Annotated in this window: 23 protein-coding genes and 1 pseudogene; 12 read left to right on the top strand and 12 right to left on the bottom strand. The window is 51.2% G+C overall.

What is annotated here, in order from left to right; translation table 11 throughout:
• The first annotated feature begins 19 nt into the window (after nt 1-19).
• On the top strand, nt 20-2,212 hold the full coding sequence (locus ACVB80_RS10075) for a COG1361 family protein (RefSeq protein ID WP_481081160.1): 2,193 nt from the start codon (nt 20-22) through the stop codon (nt 2,210-2,212).
• Nucleotides 2,213-2,284: 72 nt separating this feature from the next.
• On the opposite strand, the gene ACVB80_RS10070 is transcribed toward ACVB80_RS10075, so the two are convergent.
• The 5 genes from ACVB80_RS10070 to amrB form a co-directional block, all read right to left on the bottom strand.
• Nucleotides 2,285-2,833 (bottom strand): GDSL-type esterase/lipase family protein, encoded by a 549-nt coding sequence (locus ACVB80_RS10070; protein WP_481081159.1) that lies wholly within the window; start codon nt 2,831-2,833, stop codon nt 2,285-2,287.
• A gap of 54 nt (nt 2,834-2,887) precedes the next feature.
• On the bottom strand, nt 2,888-3,487 hold the full coding sequence (locus ACVB80_RS10065; RefSeq protein ID WP_481081158.1) for a thiol:disulfide interchange protein DsbA/DsbL: 600 nt from the start codon (nt 3,485-3,487) through the stop codon (nt 2,888-2,890).
• 39 nt (nt 3,488-3,526) lie between these two features.
• The gene (locus ACVB80_RS10060) at nt 3,527-3,832 is read right to left on the bottom strand and encodes a hypothetical protein (RefSeq protein WP_481081157.1); all 306 of its coding nucleotides are present in this window, start codon (nt 3,830-3,832) and stop codon (nt 3,527-3,529) included.
• A gap of 71 nt (nt 3,833-3,903) precedes the next feature.
• Complete coding sequence (amrA, locus tag ACVB80_RS10055) at nt 3,904-4,512, bottom strand: AmmeMemoRadiSam system protein A (protein WP_481081156.1); 609 nt, start codon at nt 4,510-4,512, stop codon at nt 3,904-3,906.
• A complete protein-coding gene (gene amrB / locus ACVB80_RS10050) occupies nt 4,481-5,266 on the bottom strand; it encodes an AmmeMemoRadiSam system protein B (protein WP_481081155.1) in 786 nt (261 codons plus the stop codon). Before amrB ends, amrA begins: the two co-directional genes overlap by 32 nt.
• Before the next feature lie 82 nt (nt 5,267-5,348).
• Here amrB and amrS point away from each other — a divergent pair, with 82 nt between their 5' ends.
• From amrS to ACVB80_RS10025, 5 genes are all read left to right on the top strand, one after another.
• Complete coding sequence (amrS, locus tag ACVB80_RS10045) at nt 5,349-6,410, top strand: AmmeMemoRadiSam system radical SAM enzyme (RefSeq protein WP_481081154.1); 1,062 nt, start codon at nt 5,349-5,351, stop codon at nt 6,408-6,410.
• A gap of 192 nt (nt 6,411-6,602) precedes the next feature.
• Nucleotides 6,603-8,195: a tetrathionate reductase family octaheme c-type cytochrome gene (locus tag ACVB80_RS10040; RefSeq protein WP_481081153.1), complete on the top strand. Its 1,593-nt coding sequence runs from the start codon at nt 6,603-6,605 to the stop codon at nt 8,193-8,195.
• 16 nt (nt 8,196-8,211) lie between these two features.
• Nucleotides 8,212-8,820, top strand: a complete 609-nt coding sequence (locus ACVB80_RS10035) for a cytochrome b/b6 domain-containing protein (protein ID WP_481081152.1) — start codon at nt 8,212-8,214, stop codon at nt 8,818-8,820.
• A gap of 3 nt (nt 8,821-8,823) precedes the next feature.
• Nucleotides 8,824-9,153: a hypothetical protein gene (locus tag ACVB80_RS10030; protein WP_481081151.1), complete on the top strand. Its 330-nt coding sequence runs from the start codon at nt 8,824-8,826 to the stop codon at nt 9,151-9,153.
• A gap of 20 nt (nt 9,154-9,173) precedes the next feature.
• Nucleotides 9,174-10,454, top strand: coding sequence for a rhodanese-like domain-containing protein (locus ACVB80_RS10025; protein WP_481081150.1), 1,281 nt, complete (start codon nt 9,174-9,176; stop codon nt 10,452-10,454).
• On the opposite strand, the gene ACVB80_RS10020 is transcribed toward ACVB80_RS10025, so the two are convergent.
• The 3 genes from ACVB80_RS10020 to ACVB80_RS10010 form a co-directional block, all read right to left on the bottom strand.
• A complete protein-coding gene (locus tag ACVB80_RS10020; protein WP_481081149.1) occupies nt 10,438-11,085 on the bottom strand; it encodes an HAD family hydrolase in 648 nt (215 codons plus the stop codon). The genes ACVB80_RS10025 and ACVB80_RS10020 overlap by 17 nt on opposite strands.
• Before the next feature lie 35 nt (nt 11,086-11,120).
• On the bottom strand, nt 11,121-12,248 hold the full coding sequence (locus ACVB80_RS10015) for a GGDEF domain-containing protein (RefSeq protein ID WP_481081148.1): 1,128 nt from the start codon (nt 12,246-12,248) through the stop codon (nt 11,121-11,123).
• Between the two features lie 218 nt (nt 12,249-12,466).
• Nucleotides 12,467-13,900, bottom strand: a complete 1,434-nt coding sequence (locus ACVB80_RS10010; protein ID WP_481081147.1) for a sucrose-specific PTS transporter subunit IIBC — start codon at nt 13,898-13,900, stop codon at nt 12,467-12,469.
• 222 nt (nt 13,901-14,122) lie between these two features.
• Here ACVB80_RS10010 and ACVB80_RS10005 point away from each other — a divergent pair, with 222 nt between their 5' ends.
• The 5 genes and pseudogenes from ACVB80_RS10005 to ACVB80_RS09985 all read left to right on the top strand — a co-directional run bounded on the left by ACVB80_RS10005 (nt 14,123) and on the right by ACVB80_RS09985 (nt 19,996).
• Nucleotides 14,123-15,112, top strand: a complete 990-nt coding sequence (locus ACVB80_RS10005) for a LacI family DNA-binding transcriptional regulator (protein ID WP_481081146.1) — start codon at nt 14,123-14,125, stop codon at nt 15,110-15,112.
• A gap of 87 nt (nt 15,113-15,199) precedes the next feature.
• Nucleotides 15,200-16,804, top strand: a complete 1,605-nt coding sequence (locus ACVB80_RS10000) for a glycoside hydrolase family 32 protein (protein ID WP_481081145.1) — start codon at nt 15,200-15,202, stop codon at nt 16,802-16,804.
• A 94-nt stretch (nt 16,805-16,898) separates the two neighbouring features.
• A pseudogene (locus ACVB80_RS09995) lies at nt 16,899-17,357 on the top strand (carbohydrate porin).
• A gap of 422 nt (nt 17,358-17,779) precedes the next feature.
• The gene (locus ACVB80_RS09990; RefSeq protein WP_481081144.1) at nt 17,780-18,886 is read left to right on the top strand and encodes a carbohydrate porin; all 1,107 of its coding nucleotides are present in this window, start codon (nt 17,780-17,782) and stop codon (nt 18,884-18,886) included.
• A gap of 168 nt (nt 18,887-19,054) precedes the next feature.
• Nucleotides 19,055-19,996, top strand: coding sequence for a LysR family transcriptional regulator (locus ACVB80_RS09985; protein ID WP_481081143.1), 942 nt, complete (start codon nt 19,055-19,057; stop codon nt 19,994-19,996).
• Here ACVB80_RS09985 and ACVB80_RS09980 read toward each other — a convergent pair.
• The gene (locus ACVB80_RS09980) at nt 19,971-20,822 is read right to left on the bottom strand and encodes a YjjW family glycine radical enzyme activase (protein WP_481081142.1); all 852 of its coding nucleotides are present in this window, start codon (nt 20,820-20,822) and stop codon (nt 19,971-19,973) included. The two genes, ACVB80_RS09985 and ACVB80_RS09980, sit on opposite strands and share 26 nt — an antisense overlap.
• Nucleotides 20,812-22,341, bottom strand: coding sequence for a YjjI family glycine radical enzyme (locus ACVB80_RS09975; RefSeq protein ID WP_481081141.1), 1,530 nt, complete (start codon nt 22,339-22,341; stop codon nt 20,812-20,814). The genes ACVB80_RS09980 and ACVB80_RS09975 overlap by 11 nt, the downstream gene beginning before the upstream one ends.
• Before the next feature lie 193 nt (nt 22,342-22,534).
• On the opposite strand from ACVB80_RS09975, the gene ACVB80_RS09970 reads away from it, so the two are divergent.
• Nucleotides 22,535-22,981, top strand: a complete 447-nt coding sequence (locus tag ACVB80_RS09970) for a MarR family winged helix-turn-helix transcriptional regulator (protein ID WP_481081140.1) — start codon at nt 22,535-22,537, stop codon at nt 22,979-22,981.
• Nucleotides 22,982-22,996: 15 nt separating this feature from the next.
• On the opposite strand, the gene ACVB80_RS09965 is transcribed toward ACVB80_RS09970, so the two are convergent.
• A complete protein-coding gene (locus ACVB80_RS09965; protein WP_481081139.1) occupies nt 22,997-23,623 on the bottom strand; it encodes an outer membrane beta-barrel protein in 627 nt (208 codons plus the stop codon).
• Nucleotides 23,624-23,780: 157 nt separating this feature from the next.
• Entirely contained in the window at nt 23,781-25,421 is a 1,641-nt protein-coding gene (locus ACVB80_RS09960) for an ABC transporter substrate-binding protein (RefSeq protein ID WP_481081138.1), read from the bottom strand.
• Between the last annotated feature and the right edge of the window lie 169 nt (nt 25,422-25,590).

The raw sequence follows: 25,590 nt of genomic DNA, 5'->3' as shown, positions 1-25,590 counted from the left end.
CGGCTGTGCAGAGGGAAGTATGCGTACTTATATTCAAAGGTTATTAGTTGTGACCACCGTTGCGCTGTTGAGCGCCTGTGGTGGTGGGGGCGGCGGGGACAGTTCGTCTGCTACTACTACAGTTAGTCTGAGTCAGAGCAGTGCGACTGTGCAGGCTTATCCGGGTGAGTCTCAGAGCTTTGCTGTCTCGGTTAGCTATACAGGGCAAGGCGTTTTGGTTGGAGCACCAAAAGGTCAGGTTTTGCCGGGCTGGCTGAGTGTCGGGAACGGAACTGGCGGGAATGGCTTTGCCACGTTTCCTGTCTACATTACGGCTCCGGATTCACCGGGTACCTACCGAGCTACCCTGCGCTTTGTTACCGCGCGTGACAATGATGCCAACTCTCTTTCCTGGCAGGACCTGCCGATCACGCTGAACGTTGATCGCCCACTTGAGATCGCCGCGGTTTCAGGGCAAACGGATCTGCCACAGGGGAAAGCTGTCAGCACTGTACCTGCTGCGAACATTGATCAGTACACAGTGCAGGTCGATTACCGTGATCAGCAGAATAACTGGCTTGAGATCCGGAGAACCGCAAATGGTTTTATAGCGCAGCCAGTAACTACAGAGCTAGGCTGGGGCAGCTACTCTGCGAAGGTGACCTTTATCCGTGCCGGCGTTCCTGAGCAGTCGGTACTTGTAGTGTACCGGCTGGCTGAGCCGACCATTACAATGCCAGTGGTTGAAACAGTCAGGCTGGACAATCAGAGCCAGGCCAGTGTGTTATCGCTTCACAAGCAAATCAGTATGGATTCGGAGTCCATCACCTGGCGCCTTGCTGACTTCAGTCCGTATCTGAATATCATTCCAACCGGCAATGAGCTTTCGATTGAAATCCGGGAGGATAAGCTCAAAGAGCTTGAAAACGGTACGCATAAACTCTGGTTTGAGATCGCCCACCAGACAACGGGCAGCTATTTTGAGAGTACCGAACGGGTAGAATTTGACCTGGTGCTGGACTTTAAACAGGTGACCAATGTAGTGCCGGATGTGCTCTACCTGGGTGAGCAGAACAAAATCAGGCTGTATGGCAATGGTCTGGGCAATCTGGCTCAGGCCGAACTGTTGGCTCTCAGCCCTGAGTTTACTTCTGCAACGAAAATCAGCGCCAATGAAGTAGAAGTGACATTTAATCACGATGTGGCTGGTGAGTATCAGTTTGGTTTTGACTCCGTGATCCCGGCAAAAGACGGGATGGTGAAACTGATTGTCAGGAACAAGCCGGAGTTTGTTACCGGCAGTGTTACGCTGCCTGACTATACCCGTGGGCCGGTTATTCTGGATCCGAAGAGGGATGTGCTTTACATCAACAGCAACAACATGCTCAAGCAGCTGAGCCAGCAGGGCGGCCAGTGGCAGGTAAGCAGCATTTCGGATGATGATGTCAGAGGTCTGGGTCTGTCGTCTGACGGGGACAGCATATTAACCGGTAACGGGAGTTGTCAGTTCAAACGTTATGACCTGACGTCGAAGCAATGGGATGTATCAACCAACCCGAACTGTCATTATCACACTTATGGATTTGCCGGTCAGTTGTACTCGGGAGAGACGCTGGTGGCTGACACCAATCAGTGGCCAACGGTATACACTGTACCTGGCTGGGTGGAGTCTGATATTAAGTTCGATTCGCTTTACTCTCCGATAGCTATTCTGAATCAGCATGGCACGCACATGATTTGGGCACAGGGTAATGCTACAAGCAGTACTCATAAGGCCTATCTGTACAGTGCCCGTGACAAACGTTTCCTTCAGTTCAACACTTTAAACAGTGACTACTTTGACTATGACCTGTTCAGTATGAGTGCTGACGGGAGTCGCATTGCTTACCATGATGCCATCTATGATCAAGACCTGCGTTTGATTGGCAACCTGGCGGGCGGCGTGAAAGAGGCTAACCATCGTACGGGTATTTCCCCTGATGGTACGTTTGCCGCCCGGTTTAACAAGAGTGCAGGTGTGATAGAGCTGTTTGATATTACTTCAGAGTCAGGGCAGTTCATCAAATCAGCCAAATCGGTAACAGTGGGAACTCCTGAAGATCACTTTGTTCAGCACCTGCTGTTCTCGGAGGATAACCGCTACCTGTTTGCATTCGTATCAAAGTACATTACCGGCAGCAGCAATGCGCCATTCGAGTATGAGATGAGGGTGATTGACCTGTCTGCGCTGTAAGGCGGGATAACTGCCTTTCAACAGAGATGAAAGCCCCGGCAGCGATTGCCGGGGCTTTTTATTGGGCGGTTATTATAGGAATGCGACCAGCAGAGGTTCCAACTGCTCAACCCACAGCTGATAGGCAGCCGCATTCAGGTGGAGGGCATCATCGCTGTACTGCGCCCCGAGCACACCCTCCGGGGCCAGGACGGTATTCATATCCAGCCAGTTCAGCTGATGTTGCTCACAGTAGCTCTTAAGCAGAGTGTTGAGCTCGGCTACCTGCGGATTCAGCGCCGCCAGCGGAGCGCCGACATACAGGGTAGGCTGGACCAGAATATCAATCTGGTGCTCCCGCCAGATATCGAGCATGGTGCGGTAGCGTTGCCAGGTCTGCTCTGCACTCCAGCCCTGAGCCAGATCATTAATTCCGGCCATGACGCACACCAGTTTTGGTTGCGCATTCAGGCTGGCATCGAGCCTGCGGACCATGCCTGCCGTGGTATCACCGGCGATGCCCAGGTTGACAGGCTGAAACACTGACAGTGCCTGACTCCACGGGCCCCATTCGGTGATCGAGTCACCGAACATAACCAGTTCAGACTGAGGGATTGTTTGAGGTTGATTCTCGGGATTCATCGTATAACCGCCGCATAAAAAGGCCCTGCACGCAGGGCCGGATTGGGTCAGGTATTATAGCGTGGTCAGGTACTTAACCAGCTCAATATATTCGTCCAGAGACTGAATTTTTCCGGTCTTGACCACATATTTGTTGTTAACCACCACCGCAGGCACGCCGCGCAGGCCCGCATCGCGGAACATCTGGTCGTAACGGCGCTGCATGGAATCGGCGACAAAGCTGTTGTACACAGAGTCAAACTTCGCTCCGTCGATGCCATTGTCGGTAAACAGCTGGCGTAATTCCGCTTCAGTACGTGGCGGTTGTTTCCGTTCCTGGATTTGTTGGAACAGCACTGGTGACATAGTCTTTTCTGCTTTCAGCAATACCATGGTGGCGTAAGCTTTTGCTACCGGTATACCCATGTCGCCGCCCATAAAGGCAACGTGTGCTTTTTGCACTCTAATGTTTTCAGGCAGTTCCTGTTTCAGCTTCTGAAAAATGCCTTCGAACTGGTAGCAGTGTGGGCAGTAAAAGGAGAAAAACTCGGTCACTTCCGGAGATTTGGATTTCTCCTGTGCCAGAACTGTGTAGTGATCGCCTTCGGAAAATTTAGCCGCCTGGGCAGAAAACGCCAGCATCAGGCCGGCAAAAAGCGTAAACAGCTTTTTCATAAATACTATCTCTCTGTGTTTGTTCGTAATTTAAAGTTTTTAAACGGTTAAACAGAGTGATTTTGGAGGGCGGAACAGGGTCGAAGCCAGAGAGGCGGTTTTCTCCGGTATTTCATGGATAAAAGGGGCACGTCTCGCGTTGGGATTGACCAGCAGCAGGGCGGATGTTGTCAGCGGCAACTTGGCCGGGCAACTGCCGCAGTGATGAGCGGACGGAGAGGATGCCGCCGTCTCTTTGAGAGTCTCTGTATGGTGTGTATGAGCGGAAACATCAGGCACAAGCTCACCACCTGCCAGGCAAAATACCAGCAGAACGGAAGCAAGGGCGAGCAGAAGTTTATCCATTTACAGCAACAATACAGAAGTCCGGACCGGCATCATAGCACTGTGATACCTGCCTCATCAATCTGCCGTGGTTAACTCAGGGTTGCATCAATGTCGTGATAGGGCTGACTGTGGCAAGAGACGGTGAAGATCTCCGTCTGGATATTGTCAGACCAATACCGGTCCGGCCAGCCGCCCTTGCGCTTCAGATGCAGAAGAAACTGATTTGGATCAGGGAGCTGTTCCCACACCTGAGGAAGAAAAACCGCCCGCCGGTGACCTTCGTGAAGCACCAGTCCGGGTTTATGGATGGCGAGGTATTTCAGCAGCTCAGACTCGCTTTCGACCGGGAGAGGGGCCATCGGGGAGAGCACCGAAACTTCCAGGTTCAGCGCTTTGAGCTGGGGTGCGATCAGCGGCGAAAAACGCGGATCCTGATGCGCGGCGGCAAACGCTTTGTCATAGACCTCACAGACAAGCGGCTGTGTGGCAGCCAGTGTTCCCAGGCAGCCCTGAAGCTGGCCGGCGACGGTCAGGGTGACAAAGCAGGCTCCTTTGCGGGTGAGCTCCGGCTCAAAGCTGCTCTCATCCGGCGGGCTGGCGTGCGCGTGTCGCAGGTAGTCATCGACGCCTTTGCGCGCTACTTCCAGCAGGGTTTTAAAGCCGGAATCAGAAATCGGCGCGGATGAGGTAACTGGCATAGCCGACCACCCTCCGTTTGTCTCCTCCGGCATCTCCGGAGTTGGTGTAGCCGAGCTTTTCAATCCTGTACACCGGTCTGGAGATCATGTGAAGCAGGGTATTGATCCCGGTGCAGCCACACGCCTGTCCTGGGGTGAGGTCTGCCTGTTTGTTTTCAATCTTTTCGCAGGTGGTATGGTCGAGTGCTGTCGCTTCCTGATATGGGTGGAAATGGCTCAGATCGCTGCTTACGACCAGCAGGGTATCGTTGCTCCAGTACGGGGCCAACAGCTGAGCCAGGCGTTCGGGCAGTATGTTCCCGGTCAGGATCGGGATCAGTTTGAAGTCATCAAGGCACAGCTGCAGGAAAGGTAACTGAACTTCCAGGCAGTGTTCCTGGGCATGCACCGCATCAGAGATATGGACTTCAGAATGGTCATCCATTTCACTGATCACCCCCTGATCGATCATCACATCCCCCAGTGGCGTGGCGAACTCAAAAGAGCCGGGCAGGGCGATACCGTCGAAGTTAAAGTGATGACTTGGGCCAATCATCAGTACCCGGGAGAACTCTTGAGGGGAGTGTTTTACCTGCCGCCAGGCGAGCGCTGCGGTCTGGCCGGAGTACTGGTGCCCGGCGTGAGGGGCGATTATGGCGCGGATATCATCAACAGGGGCGATGTTTCCCTCAAGCCAGGGAAGAAGCTGATCTTTAATATGAACAGCGTCGCTGGGATAAAACTGACCGGCAACACTGGGAGCTCGAACCATCATAGCGGGTGCCTTTTCGGTGCAGGAACTATAGTTAGTATAGAAAATAATATTCAAGTTGATGGGTATATTCCCGGAGTATGCAATGCAGGTAAAAACACGTTACTGGCACAGGCTGGATGACGGCAGGGTGGTCTGTGATCTTTGCCCCCGGTTGTGTCACCTGAGAGAGGGTAAACGCGGGGCTTGTTTTGTACGCCAGGCGCAGGATGGGGAAATAGTGCTGACCACGTATGGCCGCTCCAGTGGGTTCTGTATTGACCCGATTGAGAAAAAGCCCCTCAATCACTTTTATCCCGGCAGTTCGGTGCTCTCCTTTGGTACGGCAGGCTGCAATCTTGGCTGTAAGTTTTGCCAGAACTGGAGCATCAGCAAATCCCGCCAGATGGACTCGCTGGGCGAAAAGGCCCCCCCGGAGGCCATTGCAGAGGCTGCAGTGCGTCATGGCTGTGACAGCGTGGCTTACACCTACAATGATCCGGTGATTTTTCTGGAGTACGCGCTCGATACCGCCAAAGCCTGCCGTGAAAAAGGGGTGTACAGTGTCGCGGTCAGCGCCGGGTATATTCTCGAACCGGCCAGGGCTGACTTTTTTTCTCAGATGGATGCCGTGAATCTGGATTTGAAAGCCTTCAGTGAGTCCTTCTACCGTAAACTGTGTGCCGGTCATCTTGAGCCGGTACTCGATACCCTTAAGTACATTTATCACTCCACCCAGGCCTGGCTGGAGATCACCACTTTGCTGATCCCCGGTGAAAACGACAGCGCAGCCGAACTTAATGAGATGTGTGGCTGGATTGTCAGCGAGCTTGGCCCGGATGTACCGCTCCACTTCACCGCTTTTCATCCCGCTTTCAAGCTGACGGACAGACCGGCAACTCCTCCGGCGAGCCTGCTCCGGGCACGGGAGATAGCTTACGCCTGCGGCCTGCAGTTTGTTTATGTCGGTAATGTGCATGCCAGTCAGGCAGACAGTACTTATTGTCCTCATTGCCGTAATAAAGTGATCGAACGGGACTGGTATCAGTTGGGGGGTTACCAGCTGGACGAGCAGGGGCGTTGTCTGCACTGTCATCATCAGCTGCCGGGGCGGTTCCGGCGCTTTTCTTCCGGGTTTGGTGCCCGTCGTATACCGGTCAGATTTTAACCTTCTGATAAACAAGTAATTAATGAATTAAAATGACTCAGGTCAATTTAAGGTTACTTAAAGGTTAAAAAAAAAGCGTGATCTGGTTAATAAGTCCATGATTTATCACCTATAACCATAAAGTATTAGTGGTTATCTCTGCTATATTAGCTATGTGTATATTAGTAAATAATAATTTAGACGGATGAAATCATGGAAAGACCGGTCATCATTGCGCTGATGTTGCTTGGTTTCAGTGGAGTGCTTCATGCATCTGATGCTGCTGCGCCACAGGCCAAAGCGTCACTAACCCCAACCAGTACCGCCGATCATTCAACTTTCGAGATACTCAAGCAGGAGTTTGACTACGCACCGGATGTCACCGAAGCGTGTCTTGAATGTCATACCGAAGCGGCCAAACAGGTACATAAAACCTTCCACTGGACCTGGAAAAAAACCGTAGATGGAGTAGAAAAAGGTAAAGGAAAGAACGCCTTTAACAACTACTGTGTCTCTGCGCGGGGTAACGAGAGCTGTACCCAGTGTCACGTTGGCTACGGCTGGCGCAATGAAGACTTTGAGTTTGACGCAGAAGAAAACGTGGATTGCCTGGTGTGCCATGACAAAACCGGCACCTACAAAAAGTCTGCTGCCATGTCCGGTCATCCGTATTACGAAGACACCAAGCAAGGTAAAGCCGTTGACCTCTCTTTTGTTGCCCAGCGTGTGGGAGAGCCTGGCCGTGAGAACTGCCTGGCCTGTCACGCAGTTGGTGGTGGCGGCAATGGGGTAAAACATGGCGATACCGATCTCTCGCTGATCACGCCAGAGTTTGAGCTGGATGTTCACATGAGCCCGGATAAGCTCAACTTTGGTTGTCAGGATTGCCATACCGCAGATGAGCATAAGATCTCCGGCCGCTACTACGATCGCAGCGCCTTCATTGACCATGAAACCGATATGCGCCGTGACGAGCGCAAAGGAAACAACGTCTCCTGTGAGAGCTGCCACGGGCCAACACCTCATAACGAGCGCGATATCGACAACCATACCGCCAAAGTCTCCTGCCCCGCCTGTCACATTCCTGAAATGGCGCGCGGCCCATATCTGACCAAGCTGTCCTGGGACTGGTCTACGGCTGGCGAGCTGAAAGACGGCAAGCCATTCGTGGTGGATGAAGAGTTTGATGGTGTTGAACACCACGCTTACGTAAGCAAAAAAGGCACCTTTACCTGGGGTAAAAACGTGGTGCCGGAGTATCGCTGGTACAAAGGTGAGCTGAAGCAGATGACGTTCCACGACACCTTTGATCCTGAAGATGCTCCAATCGACATCAACCCGCCAACCGGCGATTACAACGATCCGAAAGCCCGTATCTGGCCGTTTAAGATCCACCAGGGCAAACAGCCGTATGACAGCGAGCAGAACCACATGTTGCCAATCAAGCTGTACGGCAAAAAAGGCACCGGCGCATTCTGGACAGAGTTCGACTGGCCTAAAGCGCTGGAAGCCGGGGCGAAACTCAATGAAGTCTCCTACAGCGGCAATTTCGGCTTCATCGAAACCCAGGGTTACTGGCCAATCAAGCACATGGTGGCTCCGGCAGAACAGGCCGTGGCCTGTGATTCATGTCACAGTCGGCCAGGCCGGCTGGATGGGCTGGATGACTTCTATCTGGTCCGTCGCGACCGCTATGCCTGGGTAGAGTGGTTTGGCATTTTAGCCGTGTTTGGCGTACTGGCAGGCGTAGTACTGCATGCCGGATACCGGATTATCACTCGCGGGCGCAGAGCGCAGAACAAGTAATGCGGAGGCCAGAGAAATGAAAAAAATCATCGTACTGTATAAACGTTTTGAACGCTTCTGGCACTGGGCTCAGGCACTGCTGATCATCATGCTGATCGTCACTGGTCTGGACATCCACGGCGTGATTGATGTGTTTGGTTTTGAACAGAGCAGCCACATGCACCATATTGGCGGTTTTATCTGGACCGCGCTGGTGGTGCTGATATTTACCTGGGTGTTGACTACCGGTGAATGGAAGCAGTTTGTTCCGGATATGAAAGGCATTGATGGTGTTATGCGCTTCTATCTGTATGGCGTGTTTGTTGGCCAGCCACACCCGCATCACATGACACCGGAAAACAAGTTTAATCCGCTTCAGCGCCTGGCTTATCTCGGAGTGCTGTTTGGTCTGGTGCCACTGCAGGTGATTACCGGGCTGGTGTTCTTCTTCTTCCCTGAGCTTAGGGCGGCAGGGATCATTGACCAGATTGGCTGGGTGGCAGCAATACACACATTTTGTGCATACGCGCTGCTGGCGTTTTTAATTGGGCATATTTATCTGATCACCATGGGGGCGAAGCTGTCGAGTCACCTTAAAACCATGCTGACCGGTAAAGAAGTTATTGATGATGAATCAAAGGGGTAACGGATGATGAAAAAACTATTCTTAGCAACTGCACTGGCTCTGGCTGCGTTTGGTGCTCAGGCTGATGCCACCAAAGGGCAGGAATACTATCTTGAGTATCTGCGCCCGCTGTTTGGCTATAACGGTCAGGAGTTTGCCTCTCAGCATCTGAAAGTTGAGTGGAAGCGTATGTTTAAAAAAGATGCGTCTAAGTTCATCAAAAAGTACGCCAAAAAACATCCTGAATCGGAAGCGTTCCTGAAAAGCGACAAGTTCCAGGAAATCGCGCCGGACATTAAAGACTTTGCCATGAAGTATGCGGCAGACAGTGGTGAAATGGCGGCATGTAACTAAGTTAACCAGGAGAGTTAGTTATGTTCAAAAAATGGATAGCGGTTTTGGTGGTGCTGTTAGCACCCTGGTATCTGCAAGCCGGTGAGATCACCGGTAAGATCAAATCAATTTCAGTGCAGGGTAAGGTGATTAAATACCTGAACCCAAAAACCAGTGATGTCACCGTGCTGAAGTTTACCGATGAGACTGAGCTGGTCGAGGCTGATTCGTTCAAAGATCTGACGGTCAACACCAAGTTTAAGGCTACGGTCAATGATGACGGCGTCGCGGTGAAGATCAAACGTATCCTGGTCAAGCTGCCACCTGAGCAGGTGATTTCTACCGATGAACTGGAAGAGCTGATGGACAGCGGTGATGCTTATTTCCTTGGCGATGCCCGTCCGAAAGGTGTTTATGATGTGGGTCACCTTCCTGGTGCCGTAGCGACTCCGGCGACCTCTCTTGAGAAAAATCTTTACTGGCTGCCAAAAAACAAAGCCACTCCACTGGTGTTTTACTGTGGCGGCGTGACCTGTCCGCTGAGCCCGAAAGCGATGAAGATCGCGATGAAGCATGGTTATACCAATGCCAAAGCGTACGTGGAAGGTTACCCTGCGTGGAAAGGGGACGTGTATCCGACCCATGTAAATGCAGACTGGCTGGCGAAAAACCTCGATATTCACCACGTGATCCTGGATGTGCGTGAAAATGGTATGCGCAGTGTGAAAGGTGCAGTTCGCATGCCGGCTTCTGAGCTGGCGGATATGCACGACAAGTGGAACGCAGAAAAATTCCCGGTTAAGAAACGTCTGGTATTGGGTGTTCGCGATAAAAAAGCACCGATCATCATCCTTTCTGACCGTGAAGACAGTGACGATGCCATTGAAGCCTACGAGCTGCTGACGTTCTGGAAATACGCCAACGTAAACATCCTTAAAGGCGGCGTGGCTGACTGGCAGGGGCCGGTGGGCAAACCTGGCACTGAGCTGACTTATGTGAAGAAACCGGTACCAGGTGCGGTAGACGGTGAAGAGTTTGCCAAAGCGGTGAAAGCAGGAAGCGCTGTGATCATTGATGTGCGTGATGACGAAGAGCTGGCACAGGGCCACCTTGAAAGCTCAGTGCATATTCCTCTTTCAGCACTCGACAGTAAACTGGCGATGGTGCCGAAAGATAAGAAAGTGATCCTGCATTGTGCAGCGGGCGCCCGGGCATCTCTTGGTTACGCCACACTGAAAAAACATGGCTACAAAGACGTTCATTTCCTCAATGACGACTTCCTCGGCGTAGCCAAAGACACCGGTCTTACTCTGGTGAAATAATGGCGCACGCCTCATCGAGGCTGTCCAGAATGTAATGGGCCCGGGCTGAAATGTCATCACGTGGTGGCAGAATGTCCGGGACCATTGCTGCCACACAGCCCGCATCCAGCGCGGCCTGCATTCCGTTGTTCGAATCTTCCAGCACCAGTGCATGAGCCGGTTCAATTCCGAGTCTTACACACGCCATCAGGTAGCAGTCTGGCTGTGGTTTACCGTTTTCCACATCTTCTGCCGTTACCAGAGTATCGAACTGCTCCAGATAGCCAGAGCCATCAAAATGGTGTTGTACTTCAGGAAGGTGAGAAGAGGTGACCAGAGCGCAGAGTTTGCTCTGCTCGCGGGCAAGAGAGAAGAGCTGGTGGAATCCCGGTTTAAACGCGATGCCTTTGGCTCTTTCATCACAGAGGAGTGCTTTGACCACTTTGCGGTAACGGGGAAGGTCCAGCGCATCGCCGAACTTCGCCAGCATCAGTCGCTCACATTCCGGGTCCTGGGTGCCGATAAAGTTCTGATAATACTCATCCGTCAGCTCCAGCCCCTGTTCGGCTGCCGCCCGTTGCCAGGCTTGTTTATACATGCCTTCGGTATCAAAAATCAGTCCGTCCATGTCGAACAGCAGTGCTTTGTTCATCGGTGCTTCTCCCAGGGCTGAAAAGTTGCAGCTTATCACGGAGAGATGGTCTGAAAATCTGACTTACCTCTGATTATGTAGTCATTTTTTCCGGCCTGTTTGGCCTGATACATGGCTTTATCTGCCTGATTGAGGGCTTCGGCAGGTTTCATCCTGGCCGGGCTGAAGATGACGATACCTATACTGGCAGACAGCTGATGCTGCTTATCGCGCAGGGTACTGAACTGAGCGTTGTTAAACAGATTAAGGATTTCGGCAGCCAGGTTTTCAGCTTTGCTGCAGTCGGTGAGATCGGAAAGGTAAATCGCGAACTCATCGCCACCCAGGCGGCCCACGTTGTATGGTCCTGTAGCGGGGCCGAGGTAGTTAAGGGTCAGTTCCTTCAGGAGCTGACCAAACTCAGCAAGGACAAGATCGCCGGTGTCATGCCCGTACTGGTCGTTAACCGGTTTAAAGTTGTCGAGATCAATGTACATCAGTGCGGCAGCTGCATGCTTTTTCTGCAGCACACTGTGCGCCAGTACCGAGCGAAATGCGCTGCGGTTGGCAAGGCCGGTCAGGGAGTCCATATACGCCAGAGTATGAATGTCTTCCTTATGCATCTGCAGCAGGTATTCATCGGATTTGGTCTGAAAGTAGACCAGGATATGGCACATGCCACACAGTGCAGCAAGGGTAAGCACAAAACGCACCTCGGTGGCTGTGCTGTAGGTTGCCGGTAACAGATCAATCTGATGTTCCAGCAAAAACAGCGCACTGATAATGGTCAGAAATGCGCATGTCAGACGGAGTCCGTTTTTGAATGGATTGATAAAAATACTGATGGCAATTATGGGGTAAACCCACAGGATGCCGGTGTTATCAAATCCGCCACTCCAGATAAGCATCAGGCTTAACAGGTAAAGAATACAGCTAAGGCTCACGATGCCCGCATTGCGGTAGCGTTTGAGCAGCCAGATATTGCCGGTACCCCACAGAGTAAACAGCAGCAGAGTGGAGGCCAGTGCGCTGTTTCCCTTGAGATAATTAAGGCAGGTAAAGCCAGTCAGGAAAATGATGCCCAGTATTGTCAGACTGTTGACCATAAGGTCCTGTCGGCGTCTGCGGTCTTCCACCACTTCAACCAGCTTTTCGGTAATAAAGCTATGCGAATTGTGCGCCACCGGAAGCCTGCTTGTTGCTTATAAAAACAGCATTATTTCACAGAGGTGAAACGGAGCACCACAAATAAATGTAAACAGTATGATGGTCTGATGAGTTTGCCCGGGTGGTACGCCATACGCGGCAGTATTCAGGACAGGTGAAACACCGGGGGACTTTGCTGAAGGAAAAGCAAAAAAGGTTGCGGGCAGAGCACAGGGAACCCGCAACCTGAGGGGGATTATGCCGTTGCTGGTTGTGCCTGTCTGGTACGCATACCCAGCAGCAGAGTCAGGCCAAAGGCGATAGCAAAGGAGATGAGCATACCGGTCACGTAGTAGCCGATGTTCTCCGGACGAATTGAAATGATGCCCGGCAGACCTGCCGCGCCCAGCGCCTGAGCCTTCACGTTAAACAGGGTAATGAAGGCACTGGAAACCGCCGCGCCGGTGATTGCAGCGATAAACGGGTAGCGCAGTTTCAGGTTCACTCCGAACATTGCCGGTTCAGTGATCCCCAGCAGTGCGGTCACACCTGATGGCATGGCGATACCTTTCAGTCTGGAGTCTTTAGTGGTAAAGCCAACTGCCAGGGCCGCAGCACCCTGAGCAACGTTAGACATGGCTGCAATCGGGAAGATAAAGGTACCGCCGGTAACGGCAATATCCGCCAGCAGCTGAGTCTCGATAGCGATAAAGCTGTGGTGCATACCGGTGATTACAAACGGTGCGTAGATAAAGCCAAACAGAGCGCCGCCAACAAAGCCGGCAGAGTCATACAGCCAGTTCAGGCCGTCACCCAACAGGAAGCCGATGTCACGGGTCAGCGGGCCAACCAGGGTAAAGGTAACAAAGCCGGTGATAAAGATAGCCAGCATCGGCGTGAGCAGGTTATCAAGTACCGATGGGATCACTTTGCGCAGGCCGTTCTCGACTTTCGCCAGAATAAAGGCGGAAACCAGTACCGGCAGAACTGAACCCTGATAGCCGACTTTCTGGATCTCAAAGCCAAAGATGTTCCATACCGGGATATTGCCCGCCACGCTGGCACCACCAAAGCCCCAGCCGTTGAGCAGGTCCGGGTGTACCATCAGCATACCCAGCGCTGCGCCAAGGAATGGGTTACCGCCAAACTTCTTACTGGCTGAGAAGGCGAGCAGTACCGGCAGGTAAACAAAAGGTGCGTTGGCAAAAGTGTTGATCATACCAGCCAGGTCGGCCATGCCCGGGTTAGCTTCAATCAGTGACTGGCCGTCGATAAACAGGCCCCGGGCTGTCAGCAGGTTGAACACACCCATCAGCAGACCACCGGCCACAATAGCCGGGATAATTGGAACAAAAATGTCAGACAGGCCTTTCACTGCGCGCTGAACGATGTTTTGCTTCTCAGCACCGGCAGAAGCAACGTCGCGGGTGCTCATCTCGGCCATACCGGTCAGTTTGGCCATCTCAGCGTGAACCTGGTTCACGATACCGGAGCCAAATATGATCTGGTACTGACCGGCCACTTTAAACTGGCCTTTCACACCATCGAGATCATCAATCGCTTTTTCATCCACAAGGGTCTCGTCTTTCAGCGCCAGGCGCAGCCGGGTAGCACAGTGGGCCAGGGCCTGAATGTTCTCTTTGCCTCCCAGCAGTTTTAGCAGGTTGGCAGCTACAGCAGGGTAATCCATAACATCTCTCCGTAGGGTCGGAATTAATTTTTCGGGAACGTTTGCAAAACGGATTTTTCACCCGGGACAGGATTTCGTCAAAGAAAAAGTACAAAAAACGTGAATCAGATCGTCTAAAAAGTATTCTTGTTGTCAATCTTATCGGTTTTTGACCGTTCAATCGGAGCTGGAAAGAGGATAAAATTGCAAACAATCCCAAAAACCTCAGGACAAACAGGAACTATGGCAAGTCTGCATGATGTGGCACAGGCTGCGGGGGTCTCCAAATCGACCGTTTCGCGGGTGATCAACGATGAATACGGTGTTAAGGAAGCGACCCGGGTCAAAGTCAGAAAGGCAATTGAAGAGTGTGGCTATATGGTCAACCAGGTCGCCAAAGATCTGAAATCACAAAAGACTAATCTGATCGGTGTGATTGTCCCTCGTGTAGCTTCAAATGCTTCCGGGCAGGGGATTGATGGCCTTAGCAAAGTGTTTGAAAAACAAGGAAAACATGTCCTGCTTGCTAACAGTCAGCTTGATTATCAGAAAGAGCAGGGCTTCATTCAGCTGTTTAACCAGAAGCGTGTTGAGGGGATCATTCTTTACGCGACCCATATTGACCAGCCACTGGTTGATGCGATTCAGAACTCTCGGGTTCCGGTAGTGCTGGTGGGGCAGGACGGTTCACTGTTCAATATACCCAGCGTGATTCATGATGATGTCCGGGTTGGCTTTTGCGCTGCTCAGCGTCTGACTAAATCCGGTGCAAAGCAGGTGGGATTCATTGGTGTTACCAGCCAGGATATTGCGGTTGACCAGCTCCGTTCTCAGGGCTTTGAACAGGGGCTGATGCATTGTGGAGCGGGGCCTGCGCTGTTTCACAGCCGGGGGGAGTTTTCCATTGATTCCGGCCGTGAGCAGATTGGCGAACTGCTTATGCAATATCCGCAGCTTGATGGCGTGTTCTGTGCAACGGACCGCATCGCTATTGGTGTCATCCAGGGATTGCAGCAGGCTGGCAAAGTAGTGGGCCAGGATGTGAAAGTACTGGGCGTGGGTAATGATGAGATGTCATCGGTGGTTTCGCCAGGACTGTCTACCTTTGACTACCCTTTTGATAAAGCAGGAGAAATGGCGGCTAATCTGATGCTGGAGCTGATAGAGGGTAAGCCACAGCTGATGAGTAAGCACATACTTTCGTTCACTGAAGTAGAGCGTCAGACCTGTTAGAACGCGCATAGATCTCACCTCTGACGCTTGCGATTTTTTGGATTGTCAGCTATTTTGCAAACGTTCCCGAAAATATCAGGTGTGAAGATGAACGCAAAAGAGATACTGCAGCGCTGCGGTGGTTCGCAGAACCTGACACGAGTGCTGCGCACTTCAGAGTCTGTACTGCTTGAGCTGGCCTCACTTGAGAAACACAGCTTTGAGCATGCAGAGACAGATACAGAACTGAATCAGGTTCGCCTCAGTGGTGAGCAAAGACCGGATGAAGCGGTTTGCCATCAGCTTGGCCGCCATATTGAAGCAGAGCAGCGACGTCGTCTCGCGGATTTTCAGCAGCCCTGCGACAGTGCCCACCGTCCTGGCTGGCATATTACGCCGCCACAGGGATTGCTCAATGATCCCAATGGCTTCATTTTTCACCAGGGCCAGTACCATCTTTTTTATCAGTGGTATCCATTTTCCTGTGCCCACAAAGACAAATATTGGGCGCACCTGACCAGTACTGACCTGGTGAACTGGCACTGGCAGGAGGTTGCGCTCACCCCTTCAGACTGGTACGACAGTCACGGTGTGTTCAGTGGTCATGCACTCAGCCACAACGGCCAGCTGAAGCTGTTTTATACCGGTAATGTCCGGGTTGGCAGTGACCGGCAGCGCCTGACGACTCAGTGCGTGGCAGTATCTGATGACGGTATTCACTTTGAAAAACAGGGCCCGGTGATTGCGGCGCCTCCGGCGGGTGTGACGGAGCATATCCGCGATCCGAAAATTATCCCGTTTGGCGATGGTTACCGGATGCTGCTGGGAGCCCAGCGCGATGACCTGACCGGACGCCTTGCGATTTATCACTCACAGGATCTCAAAAACTGGGACTACCTTGGCCTTATGGGAGACGAACTGGGCGGGCACGGCTATATGTGGGAATGCCCGGATATGTTTGAACTGGCAGGGCAGTATTTTGTAGTGATTGGTCCACAGGGAATTGAGTCTGACAGTCCTTACCACACCATCCCGCACCATAATGGCATCGTAAAAGCGCAGTGGGAAAATGCCGGGGAGAAACTGGCGTTGAGTGACTTTACTCCGCTCGATTATGGTTTTGACTTCTATGCCCCCCAAAGCACCCTGGCCGCTGACGGCCGCAGGCTGATGATCGGCTGGATGGGGTTGCCCGATGAAGTTGACCAGCCAAGCGCAGATGAAGGCTGGGTTCACCAGCTGGGTGCGCTCCGCGAGCTGAGTTATGAAAATGGCAGGCTGATTCAGAAACCCGCCCGGGAGTACCAGTCTTTGCGCGGGGAGAAGCTTACGCTGACCGATGGCGTGAACGCCGGAAAGCAGTTTGAACTGGACGTTGAAATGTCACCTGGCAGCGAGCTCAAGCTTCATAGTGATGGCGAGTATTATGTTTCTCTCAGGTACGACAGTGAGTCAGGAACACTTTGGTTTGACCGGACTCATACCCTTCAGCGCGATGGCGACAGGATCCGGACATTATCGCTGGATGGTGAAGCGGTAGCATTGACCATTTTATCTGATGTATCCAGCCTGGAAATCTTCGTGAATCACGGAGAGCAGGTACTTTCCGGCCGGGTATTTACACCGGAGCACGCGACCAGGATTTACTGTACTGGAGAGGTCAGCTGTGGTGTTCTGTGGCCACTGCACAGCAGCAGGGCACCGTTTATATAAGATCAGTAAACCTCTGTAAGGCTTTTATAAAACCCACCTTTTACGGTGGGTTTTATACTATGCGTGTACTGCGCTGACCGACAAAGAGAGCGGCTTGCCGATCTCTGTGGCGATTGAGAAGGACCTGGTGAAAGATGCAGTCGTAGCAAAGAATGGCGCAGTGGATGTGTCTGACTGGCGTGGTTACGGTGTAATGGTGGCTTGCGAAGCGGATAACTGGCGCTTGATTGGTAACATGGCCTGCATGAACGCGGTTGATGAAACCAACCGTACTTACGGCGTGAATGGTCTGTGGAGTGATTTCGCTCTGGGTTATATTCGCGCGCACAATACCTGCTAGAATGATAAAATTACCGGCTTTTATGAAGGTGGCGTTAAAGTAAATACCTGGTACGGTTCATATCACTTTGCTGATATTTTGGGTGTGCCTGACTTTTCAATTTATCTGGGGGCATATCACTCGTCTGTTGACCGTGATAATGATACAGCCGGAACCTGGTTTAAAGAGAATGCCGATACCGGTTTCCGTGCCTGGTTTAAATATCTGTTCTGATCTGAAAATAAAATTTGAGTTCCTCTCTCAGCCCTGCCAATTTCGGCGGGTTTTTCATTTTGTGCAAAGTAAAAAGTCATGGCGCGTTTTGTTTGTTGTGAAACCATTGTGGTGATGAATGTCACAGAACAATTTCGATACAATGTTAGTGGAGTGTTATTTTTCTGAGATTAATATCAGTGCCGGTAAAACAATATCAATTTTTACATAAAAAAACATCAAGTCATTGTATTTTATAGTTTAATTCTGGTTTTCTAAAGCTGTGATCTATGCGGCACATTCTTATGCTTGGCGATTGTGCAATAAAAATCTCCCTCCTATGATGGAAACCAGTTCAGGGGTGGTTCCCAATAATTAAAAAGCCAACCGATAAATTGGCTTATTACCTCTGAATATTAATTCCAAAATATTTAGGTATAGATATGAAAAGCACATTTAAATTGTCTCTTGCTGCAGTATTAGTTTCAACAGCTCTGTCTGCAAATGCGGGTATCAGCATTGTTGATAACGAACATGGTAACTTTGCGATTGGTGGTGATGTTGAATTTGATTTCAACTACCAGGATCGTGAATCAAACGACAATAATACTAAAGAATTTGATCAGTCTGGTCGTATTCTTCTTGAATTTGCGGGCGAGCGTTACACCGACACTGGTCATGTATTCCAGTTTAAAGCACAGCCTCTGATGGATACCAGCGGTACCGTAAATCTTGATGATGCGTGGTTTGGTTTTGGTGAGAAAGACGGCTGGAATATCCGCATGGGTCGCTTCGAGTCATTTGACATGTTCCCGGTAGGCCAGGACACCTTCCTTGAGTACTCTGGTGATACAGCGAACGACCTGTATACTGACGGCAGTGCATACGTTTACCAGATGAAAGAAGCGCGTGGCCGTGGCGGTGAAGGCCAGATTATGTACAGCCAGTCATTTGACAACCTGTATGTAGAAGTAGCAGGTATGCTGGGTAAACGCGATAAACTGTTTGCAGGTACCGAATACCATGGTGCGACGATTAAGCGTGAGGCTGCAAAAGACGCATTTCTGGTACGTCCGGTAGTTGGTTACCAAATGGGTAACTTTGGCGTAGCAGTTTCTATGGAAACTAACCTGGTTAAAGATGCGGTAGTTACCGACACTGGTGTAGATATCTCCAAGCGTACCGGTTACGGCCTGACCACCAACTACACCCAGGATGACCTGAGTGTAAACCTGAACGTTGCATACATGGATGCAGTTGATGAAATCAACCGCACCTTCGGTGCGAATGCCCTGTGGAATGGCTTCGGTCTGGGTTATGTTCACGCGCTGAACACTTACGAAAACGACGAGATCTCTGGTCATTATGAAGGCGATGTAACCGTTGGTACCTGGTATGCGTCTTATGAGTTCGCTGATGTACTGGCAGTCGAAGATTTCTCTATCTATCTGGGGGCTTACCACACCACAGTAGATGCAGAGAAAGAGACGAATCTGTTCGCGGAAGACGCAGACACCGGCATGCGTGTACGCTTCAAGTACTTCTTCTAAAACCTGAGGGATGAGGGGGCAGCCAGGCCCCTCATTCTCCAACAGATTTCTGGCAAACTATTCGTTACTATTCTTAAGTCCTGTCTTGCCCCTTTTATCTGAGAGGGGCCTTTTTGTATCCGGCCCCCTTTGCTATGCTGGTTGCCTTCCCCATTTTCTTTATTGTTTATGGACTTAATCAAACTCTCCCGTATCAGCATGAAGCACCTTGTCACCCTGCATGTGATGCTTGATACCCTCAGTGTAACCAAAGCCGCTGAGAGGCTCTGTGTCGCGCCCTCATCAGTGAGCAAAACCCTGGCTCAGCTTCGTACCAGTCTGGATGATGAGCTGTTCTGTCGCCATGGGAACAGGCTGGTGGCAACGCCGGTTGCCCGCCGTCTGGGGCCCAGTGTGCGTCAGATGCTGAGTGAGATGAACCAAATGCTGACCCGCGAAGAGTTTGACCCGTCTGGCTATCAGGGCCGGTTTACCCTTGCTATGCGCGAAAGTACCTTTGAGTTGCTGGCCGCAAAGCTTTCAGCGCAGGTACTGGATCAGGCGCCGAATATCCGGCTGGAGATCCTGCCTAAAGAAGGGCAGGGGTTTGACGCGCTAATCAAGGGCAATCTGGACTTTATCCTGCTGCCGCATGACAAAAGTCAGCCACCGGCCAGTTCGGGTCAATTGGTGTGGGAAACTCTGCTCAGTGATGAAATGGTGTGCCTGATGCGCCCTGAACACCCGCTGGCAGCGGGAAGCTTAGGCGTGGAGGACTATCTGTCCTGTCAGCATATCGGGATTCAGGACAAAGACCTGAATGTGCCATTCTTTGAGCTTCAGCTGGCGCAGAAATATGGCAAACGGCGTGTGGCGATTTCAGTACCGGATTTTGGCAGCGCGGCGCTGATGTGTCATCACTCTGATCTGCTGTTTACCAGCTCAAAACAGTGGGCAAAACACGCCATGCAGGCACGTGGCCTGGTGACCCGGCCATTGCCGTTTCAGTATGGGGAAGTGGCTTACAGCCTGGTGTGGCACAAGCCGGGCATGAATGACCCGGCTCAGCGCTGGTTGTATGAACAGATCACGCAGGTATGCCGCTCTATTGATACACCTGAGGAAGGATAAGGTTGCTGACTCCATGATCGAGCAGCATTCCTGCAAGCCCTGTCAGTTCCTGCTCGCTGCAGCTTTGCCATTCAGATGCCACTCCGGTTACCCCGTGAGTATGAAAGGCGTTTAAGCGGATAAATATATGGCCAGGAAGCCGGGCCAGAAAACCGGCCAGTTCCGGGTCATGGTAGTCGGTTTGCTGCGGGATATGCAGCAGCCGGATCTCGTGCAGTTTGCCATGCTCAGCCAGCAATGAGACCGAGCGCAGCACCCGGTGGTTTTTACGTCCGGTCAGCCAGAGGTGAGTGTCATGGTGCCAGGCTTTCAGGTCTATCATGGCGCCATCAAGCCATGGCAACAGTTTCTCCCAGCCCGCTTCATTCAATGTGCCGTTGCTGTCCACCATACAGGTCAGGTGCGAGAGTTCAGAGTCCTGCTTAACCGCTTTAAACAGATCAACGATAAAACCGAGCTGCATGGTAGCTTCACCGCCGGTTATGGTGATCCCGGTTAAAAACGCAGCCCGGCGTTTTATCTCTGCCAGCATCTCTTCAACGCTGTAGTGACGGGTTTTGGGGCTGGCATTGCGTGGGCAGGCCTCCAGACAGGCATCGCAGTGGGTACAGGCCTCAGCATCCCATTCAATTAATTCTTCTTTCATTGTAAGCGCCCCGGCAGGGCAGCCCTCAATGCAATCACCGCAGTGATTGCACGAGTTGATGGTATGGGGATTATGGCAGCTCTGGCAGGCAAAGTTGCACCCCTGAAGAAAGATAACCATCCGGTTGCCTGGCCCGTCTACACAGGAAAAGGGCAGGATTTTACTGACTTCAGCTCTCATAAACCGGTTTCATCTCATGGCTGACTACCCGTGGTGCCCGCTGCAGAACGGCGGTGTTTTCCGCAGCTTCCGCGCCAAGGAAGGTGGTATTGGTCCGTGAGCCTTCCTCGCGGAATTTAGCGATATCGGACAGCTTGATCATATAGCCGGTGATGCGGATCAGGTCGTTGGAGTCTACGTTAGCGGTAAACTCGCGCAGCCCGGTTGCCAGCGCACCTTTACACAACTGATACACCGCTTCCGGGTTGGCTTTGACGGTTTCATCCAGGGTCAGGATCTCGCTGATCCCTGAGCGGTAGTACTGGTGATGTGGTGCCAGCGCCTGAATATGGGTGATTGGGTCTGGTTCCTGACCATAGGCGATACGCACACCTGGCGTTACTTCGTCATCAATGCTGATCCCGCCCTGAGAGTGCAGAAGGGCGCGCCCCTGATAGCCGTATTGAACCGGAGTGGAGGTCACAATGGCATCCAGTGCTTTGGAAATCGCGTAGCCAAGCTGATTAGCTGAGGTATCGTGGCCATAGCGGGCCTTACTTCCGGCTTTCTCCAGCAGAATTGCCACGGCTTCAGCCATTCCATAAATGCCAAACATAGGCGCAAAACGGTCTTCATCAATCAGACCTTCCTGAGTCAGAAAACCTTTAAAGAAGTTGGACTCCTCGTGAAGGAACTGACTGCGGGCTTCGATGAGCTGATACATCAGGTCGCAGTAGCGGGGCAGAACGTCGGCGAGAAAGTGGTCACTGTCTTCACTGAGCTGCGCGACTTTCTTCAGGTTCATGCGCACCAGGGTATTGGCACCACCGGCCAGTGGCAGCGAGTTATAGCAGCTCACAATGCCAAAGCCACGCTCATCAAATGTCTCTGCGTGCATCGGGTAGTTTGCTACGTGAGGCTTACCTGTCTGGCAGATGTTACCTGTTGCCTGACGCAGCAGATCGTCCGGAGTCACAGCTGGATCGTACATAAAGGTCAGGTTAGGGGCGATCTGCTTAAGCTCTGCGTCCACTTTCAGGATAGTGCGGCAGACAATGTTGTCGCGCGGGCCAATATTGGCGTGCATAAATGCATCCGGCAGGGTGCGGTCTAGCATGATCCAAAACAGCTTCAGTTTCTGGTACAGCGCCTGTTCACTGATGTCCTGACAAAACGGCAGCAACAGCTCATCAAGCTGGCCCAGATAAACCGGGATATTAGTTACTGAGGGGACGTGGTGGTAAAGAATCGTCAGTGCATTAAGCGCTTCATCAAGCGTCTGGGGTGCGTCCAGTTCCAGGTATTCTGAGCCCTGTTTCAGGAACTTCGCATAGTCCGGTAACACGTAGCGAGGCTTGAACGGCGCATGGCCCTCAAACATATCGCACAGCACGCCATCATCCATCGCCTGGATGACGTCCGCTGCCACATCTACATAAGGCAGAGAGGCTTCTGCTTCCAGCGCAAGGAAGTTGTTCTTCTGTTTAACGTTCAGATTAGGGTCAGTGATGATACTGCGCAGCTTTTGTTCGAAGGACATAAGGGTAATTCCATATCATTGTTATGGTTTTACTATATCCGTGATGCTTGTTTTCCAATAGTGAAATAGAAAGAATTGTTCTTTTCCATTATGGAAATTCGAGGGGCGGATTAGCGGGAACGGTTTTTCGCTTTACTTGCCTTTTCATGCCGTTAGACTTAACGCGGCACAGGATGAACAGAAAGAGAACAAAGTGGAACACAAACTTGAGCGACAGGACAGCTTTGGTTGGCTGATAGCGGTATTGGGTCAGGAACTGGCGACAGGGCTGGACACCCGCTTGCGCAGTATGGGGCTTGAACTGACTTACTGGCCTACTCTGTTTGCACTTTGGGAAGAAGAGGGGATTACCCAGACTCAGTTATCCCAGCGTTGTGGTACGGCCAAATATACGACGACAAGAGTACTGGATTCGCTGGAGTCTCTTGGTCTGGTTGAACGCAGGCCAGATCCCGCAAGCCGCCGATCCCGTCTGGTGTTCTTGACGGATAAAGGGCGTGCTATTGAACCTCAGGCAACGCTTCAGGCTCGTGAGTGTAATGAAGAGTTCCTTGGTCACCTTTCAGATGAAGAGCGGGATCATCTGATTTCGCTGGTCAAGAAACTCCTGTCTGCGAGACGGCCGGAACTGTTTCGGTAACGGCCGAATTTGTTATCAGAAGCGGTAGTTGATACCTGCGTAGATCTGCTGAATGTTCAGGCCTACTTCTATACCTGCTTGTTGAGACAGATCAACGACTGGCTTCGTATATTCCCAGTTAACGCGGGCTGAAAGGTGTTCGGTAATTAAGTACTCTGAACCAAGTCCAAATGCTGTTGAAAAAGTACTGTCACTGTATTTTACTGCGTTTTCCGGCGCATCTGAATCAGAAGCCTTTGCCTCGATAAAGCTAATTCCAACACCGGCTTTTGCAAAAACAGAGAATTTTTCTGTTACAGGGAATGTTAGCTTAGGCTGGAGGCTGATATATTTTATGGACTCAACTTCTACGTTAATTTCATAGTTTTCAATAGGAAAGTTTTTAACTTCTACACTGCCAATGTTTCCTGCGACTATTTCTGCGCCAATATACTCATTAAAATTGTAACCTGCGTAGACTCTGGCGGAGAATGCATTTTGATCAACAGGCCAGTCTCCACTGCCTACAGGGGTGTTAATCTCTGCATCACCAAACATGGCCTGACCTGCGCCGAAGCCAACATAACCTTCAGCGAACGCTGAAGCAGACACAATGCTAACTGCTGCAACAGTCAGCTTTAATACATTTTTCTTGATACTCATATACCACTACTCCGGTAATAACCTGTTTTATTTGTCGGGAGCATTATGGCGCAGTCACCAAATTTAAACAGGCACACCTGAAGTGCGATTTTTCCTTATAAATATATCTGTCATTAAATCAGATTGAGATAAATTAGAATGAGATAATATTTTAATTTCAATTGACCCAAAGCTTATGGAAAGCATTGTAACCAAGTGAGTTAAAGTGTGTGCCACTTAACTCAGAGTTCTTTATCTGAAAGCTGGTGCCTAAGAATAACGGAGTATACAGTTGTTGTTTTACAATGGTTTGTTCTATTTCGGCCAGTTTCTCACAGGGCTCCGGATGCTCAGTTGCTTTGCTGATATTGTCCAGGTAGCGGGCAAACTGCTTTTCTGTATGCAGAAAGCGTGGGCAGGTGGAGGTTAAAAGCCATTCGTACAGGCCATAACATTTTGGCTGTTCAACAATTTCTGCCATCAGCAGCAAATCAGCGTGTTCTTTGATACTTGCCGGGTTGGCAACATCCTCCAGTTCGATGGTATCAACAACCAGCCCTGTAGAACGGATTACTTGTTTGACCCACTCAGACAAATTAAGAAGATAATCAACATTCCATCTGGGCTCAGCAATAACGATTCTTCCGCTAAGCTGAGGCGGTGGCAGGCTGTTTGTAAGCTCTGCAGGCTCAAGGGTTGCGCCCAACACAGGTGTTCCCGCCTTAAAGCCTGCCCGTGACAATGAAAGGTAGTCGAGCAGGATTCTGAGTTGAGAATGTGATACCTGACTCTCCTCCCGGTGTTGTGCGCAGAGATAGGAATAACTCTGTTTTGGGGTGCTGGTGTGTTTCCCCGATGCCTGCTGATTGCATTTCTTCTGCCCAGGCTGGCCGTGCGTCAACGTGAGTTTGCTCAGTACCGCAGTTTGACCAAAATAGCTGTGGTGTTTCTCCAGCACGATTTCCTCATCATTCCAGTCGCTGACTCTGAATGGGCCGGTGCCTGTCCGCACTTCTCTGCCATCTGAGAAATGCCGGGTTTCTTCCAGAGTAATACCAGCACAAGGACTGGTAAGGGCAAACGGAAACAGGGGGTTAGGCCTGGTCAGCTCAATTCTGAGTGAGTGATTTTCCGCTTCACGGACGCTTTCGATTTGGCTGTACAGGTAGCGCAGTGGCCCCTGTTGGCTCCGTGTGCGGTCAAGGCTAGTAACGATATCAGCAATAGTCAGCTGTTTTCCTGCGTGGGTCTTTACGTCTTTCCTGATCCACAGTTGCATCGTTTTGTCGTCAAATTCCCAGTCGTGGGCGATACCAGGTAACAGCGAACCGTGGGAATTTTTATTCAGCAGGGTGTCGAAAGTGCTGCGAACAATCTGCAGCTCTGCATGGCGAAATGATTTGATAGGGTCCAGGATATCAACTTTTGGATAATTGGTAATTTGGAACTGCTCATGAATGGTATTGTGGTTTGCATTGGCCTCGGTAGCCAGGGCAAGAGCTTCCAGAGCCGTTTGCTGGTACTGTTCCAGCAGTTTGGCAATCAGGCGGGATCGTCCGGCCTGGAGCTCCTCCTGCATGGTCTGTCTGAGAGCGTCACGCAGAGAAATGTTGAGCATGAGTGAACTGGTTTTGCTGCGCCCTACAGACGGATTCCACTCTACCCAGCCCAGATCTGACAGGTTACGCATGATATTTGAAATATTGCGGCGTGAGCAGACCAGTGTCTCTTCAAGGGAATCGAGCGTCGTTTCGTAGGGGATATTTGGGGCAAACTGGTTACATAGCAACTTCAGGCGGCGGATGTTCAACTCATTCATGGTTTAGCTGTACTGCTGGAAAGGTGTGCCAGAAAATTATCATTTGTAACAGTTTATTGCAATCGCAAATGTTGCAAATGCTACTGTGTGTTTTTCCTGTTTTTGTCCTGCAGAGGCGTGCTTAAGTCCTTACTCACTGAATTCCATACATAAAAAAGCCCCGCTACAA

The organism is Vibrio sp. 9-16B-A1, from assembly GCF_056726165.1.
This window is presented reverse-complemented; position numbering and strand designations above follow the sequence as displayed.

Coding starts and splice junctions, on each gene's coding strand:
- ACVB80_RS09985 (WP_481081143.1), top strand. CDS start 19,055: ATGGACTTAATCAAACTCTCCCGTATCAGCATGAAGCACCTTGTCACC.
- ACVB80_RS10005 (WP_481081146.1), top strand. CDS start 14,123: ATGGCAAGTCTGCATGATGTGGCACAGGCTGCGGGGGTCTCCAAATCG.
- ACVB80_RS09980 (WP_481081142.1), bottom strand. CDS start 20,822: ATGAGAGCTGAAGTCAGTAAAATCCTGCCCTTTTCCTGTGTAGACGGG.
- ACVB80_RS10075 (WP_481081160.1), top strand. CDS start 20: ATGCGTACTTATATTCAAAGGTTATTAGTTGTGACCACCGTTGCGCTG.
- ACVB80_RS10010 (WP_481081147.1), bottom strand. CDS start 13,900: ATGGATTACCCTGCTGTAGCTGCCAACCTGCTAAAACTGCTGGGAGGC.
- ACVB80_RS10040 (WP_481081153.1), top strand. CDS start 6,603: ATGGAAAGACCGGTCATCATTGCGCTGATGTTGCTTGGTTTCAGTGGA.
- ACVB80_RS10030 (WP_481081151.1), top strand. CDS start 8,824: ATGATGAAAAAACTATTCTTAGCAACTGCACTGGCTCTGGCTGCGTTT.
- ACVB80_RS10065 (WP_481081158.1), bottom strand. CDS start 3,487: ATGAAAAAGCTGTTTACGCTTTTTGCCGGCCTGATGCTGGCGTTTTCT.
- amrA (WP_481081156.1), bottom strand. CDS start 4,512: ATGCCAGTTACCTCATCCGCGCCGATTTCTGATTCCGGCTTTAAAACC.
- ACVB80_RS09975 (WP_481081141.1), bottom strand. CDS start 22,341: ATGTCCTTCGAACAAAAGCTGCGCAGTATCATCACTGACCCTAATCTG.
- amrS (WP_481081154.1), top strand. CDS start 5,349: ATGCAGGTAAAAACACGTTACTGGCACAGGCTGGATGACGGCAGGGTG.
- ACVB80_RS10035 (WP_481081152.1), top strand. CDS start 8,212: ATGAAAAAAATCATCGTACTGTATAAACGTTTTGAACGCTTCTGGCAC.
- ACVB80_RS09965 (WP_481081139.1), bottom strand. CDS start 23,623: ATGAGTATCAAGAAAAATGTATTAAAGCTGACTGTTGCAGCAGTTAGC.
- ACVB80_RS10060 (WP_481081157.1), bottom strand. CDS start 3,832: ATGGATAAACTTCTGCTCGCCCTTGCTTCCGTTCTGCTGGTATTTTGC.
- amrB (WP_481081155.1), bottom strand. CDS start 5,266: ATGATGGTTCGAGCTCCCAGTGTTGCCGGTCAGTTTTATCCCAGCGAC.
- ACVB80_RS09990 (WP_481081144.1), top strand. CDS start 17,780: ATGAAAAGCACATTTAAATTGTCTCTTGCTGCAGTATTAGTTTCAACA.
- ACVB80_RS10070 (WP_481081159.1), bottom strand. CDS start 2,833: ATGAATCCCGAGAATCAACCTCAAACAATCCCTCAGTCTGAACTGGTT.
- ACVB80_RS10020 (WP_481081149.1), bottom strand. CDS start 11,085: ATGAACAAAGCACTGCTGTTCGACATGGACGGACTGATTTTTGATACC.
- ACVB80_RS10025 (WP_481081150.1), top strand. CDS start 9,174: ATGTTCAAAAAATGGATAGCGGTTTTGGTGGTGCTGTTAGCACCCTGG.
- ACVB80_RS10000 (WP_481081145.1), top strand. CDS start 15,200: ATGAACGCAAAAGAGATACTGCAGCGCTGCGGTGGTTCGCAGAACCTG.
- ACVB80_RS09960 (WP_481081138.1), bottom strand. CDS start 25,421: ATGAATGAGTTGAACATCCGCCGCCTGAAGTTGCTATGTAACCAGTTT.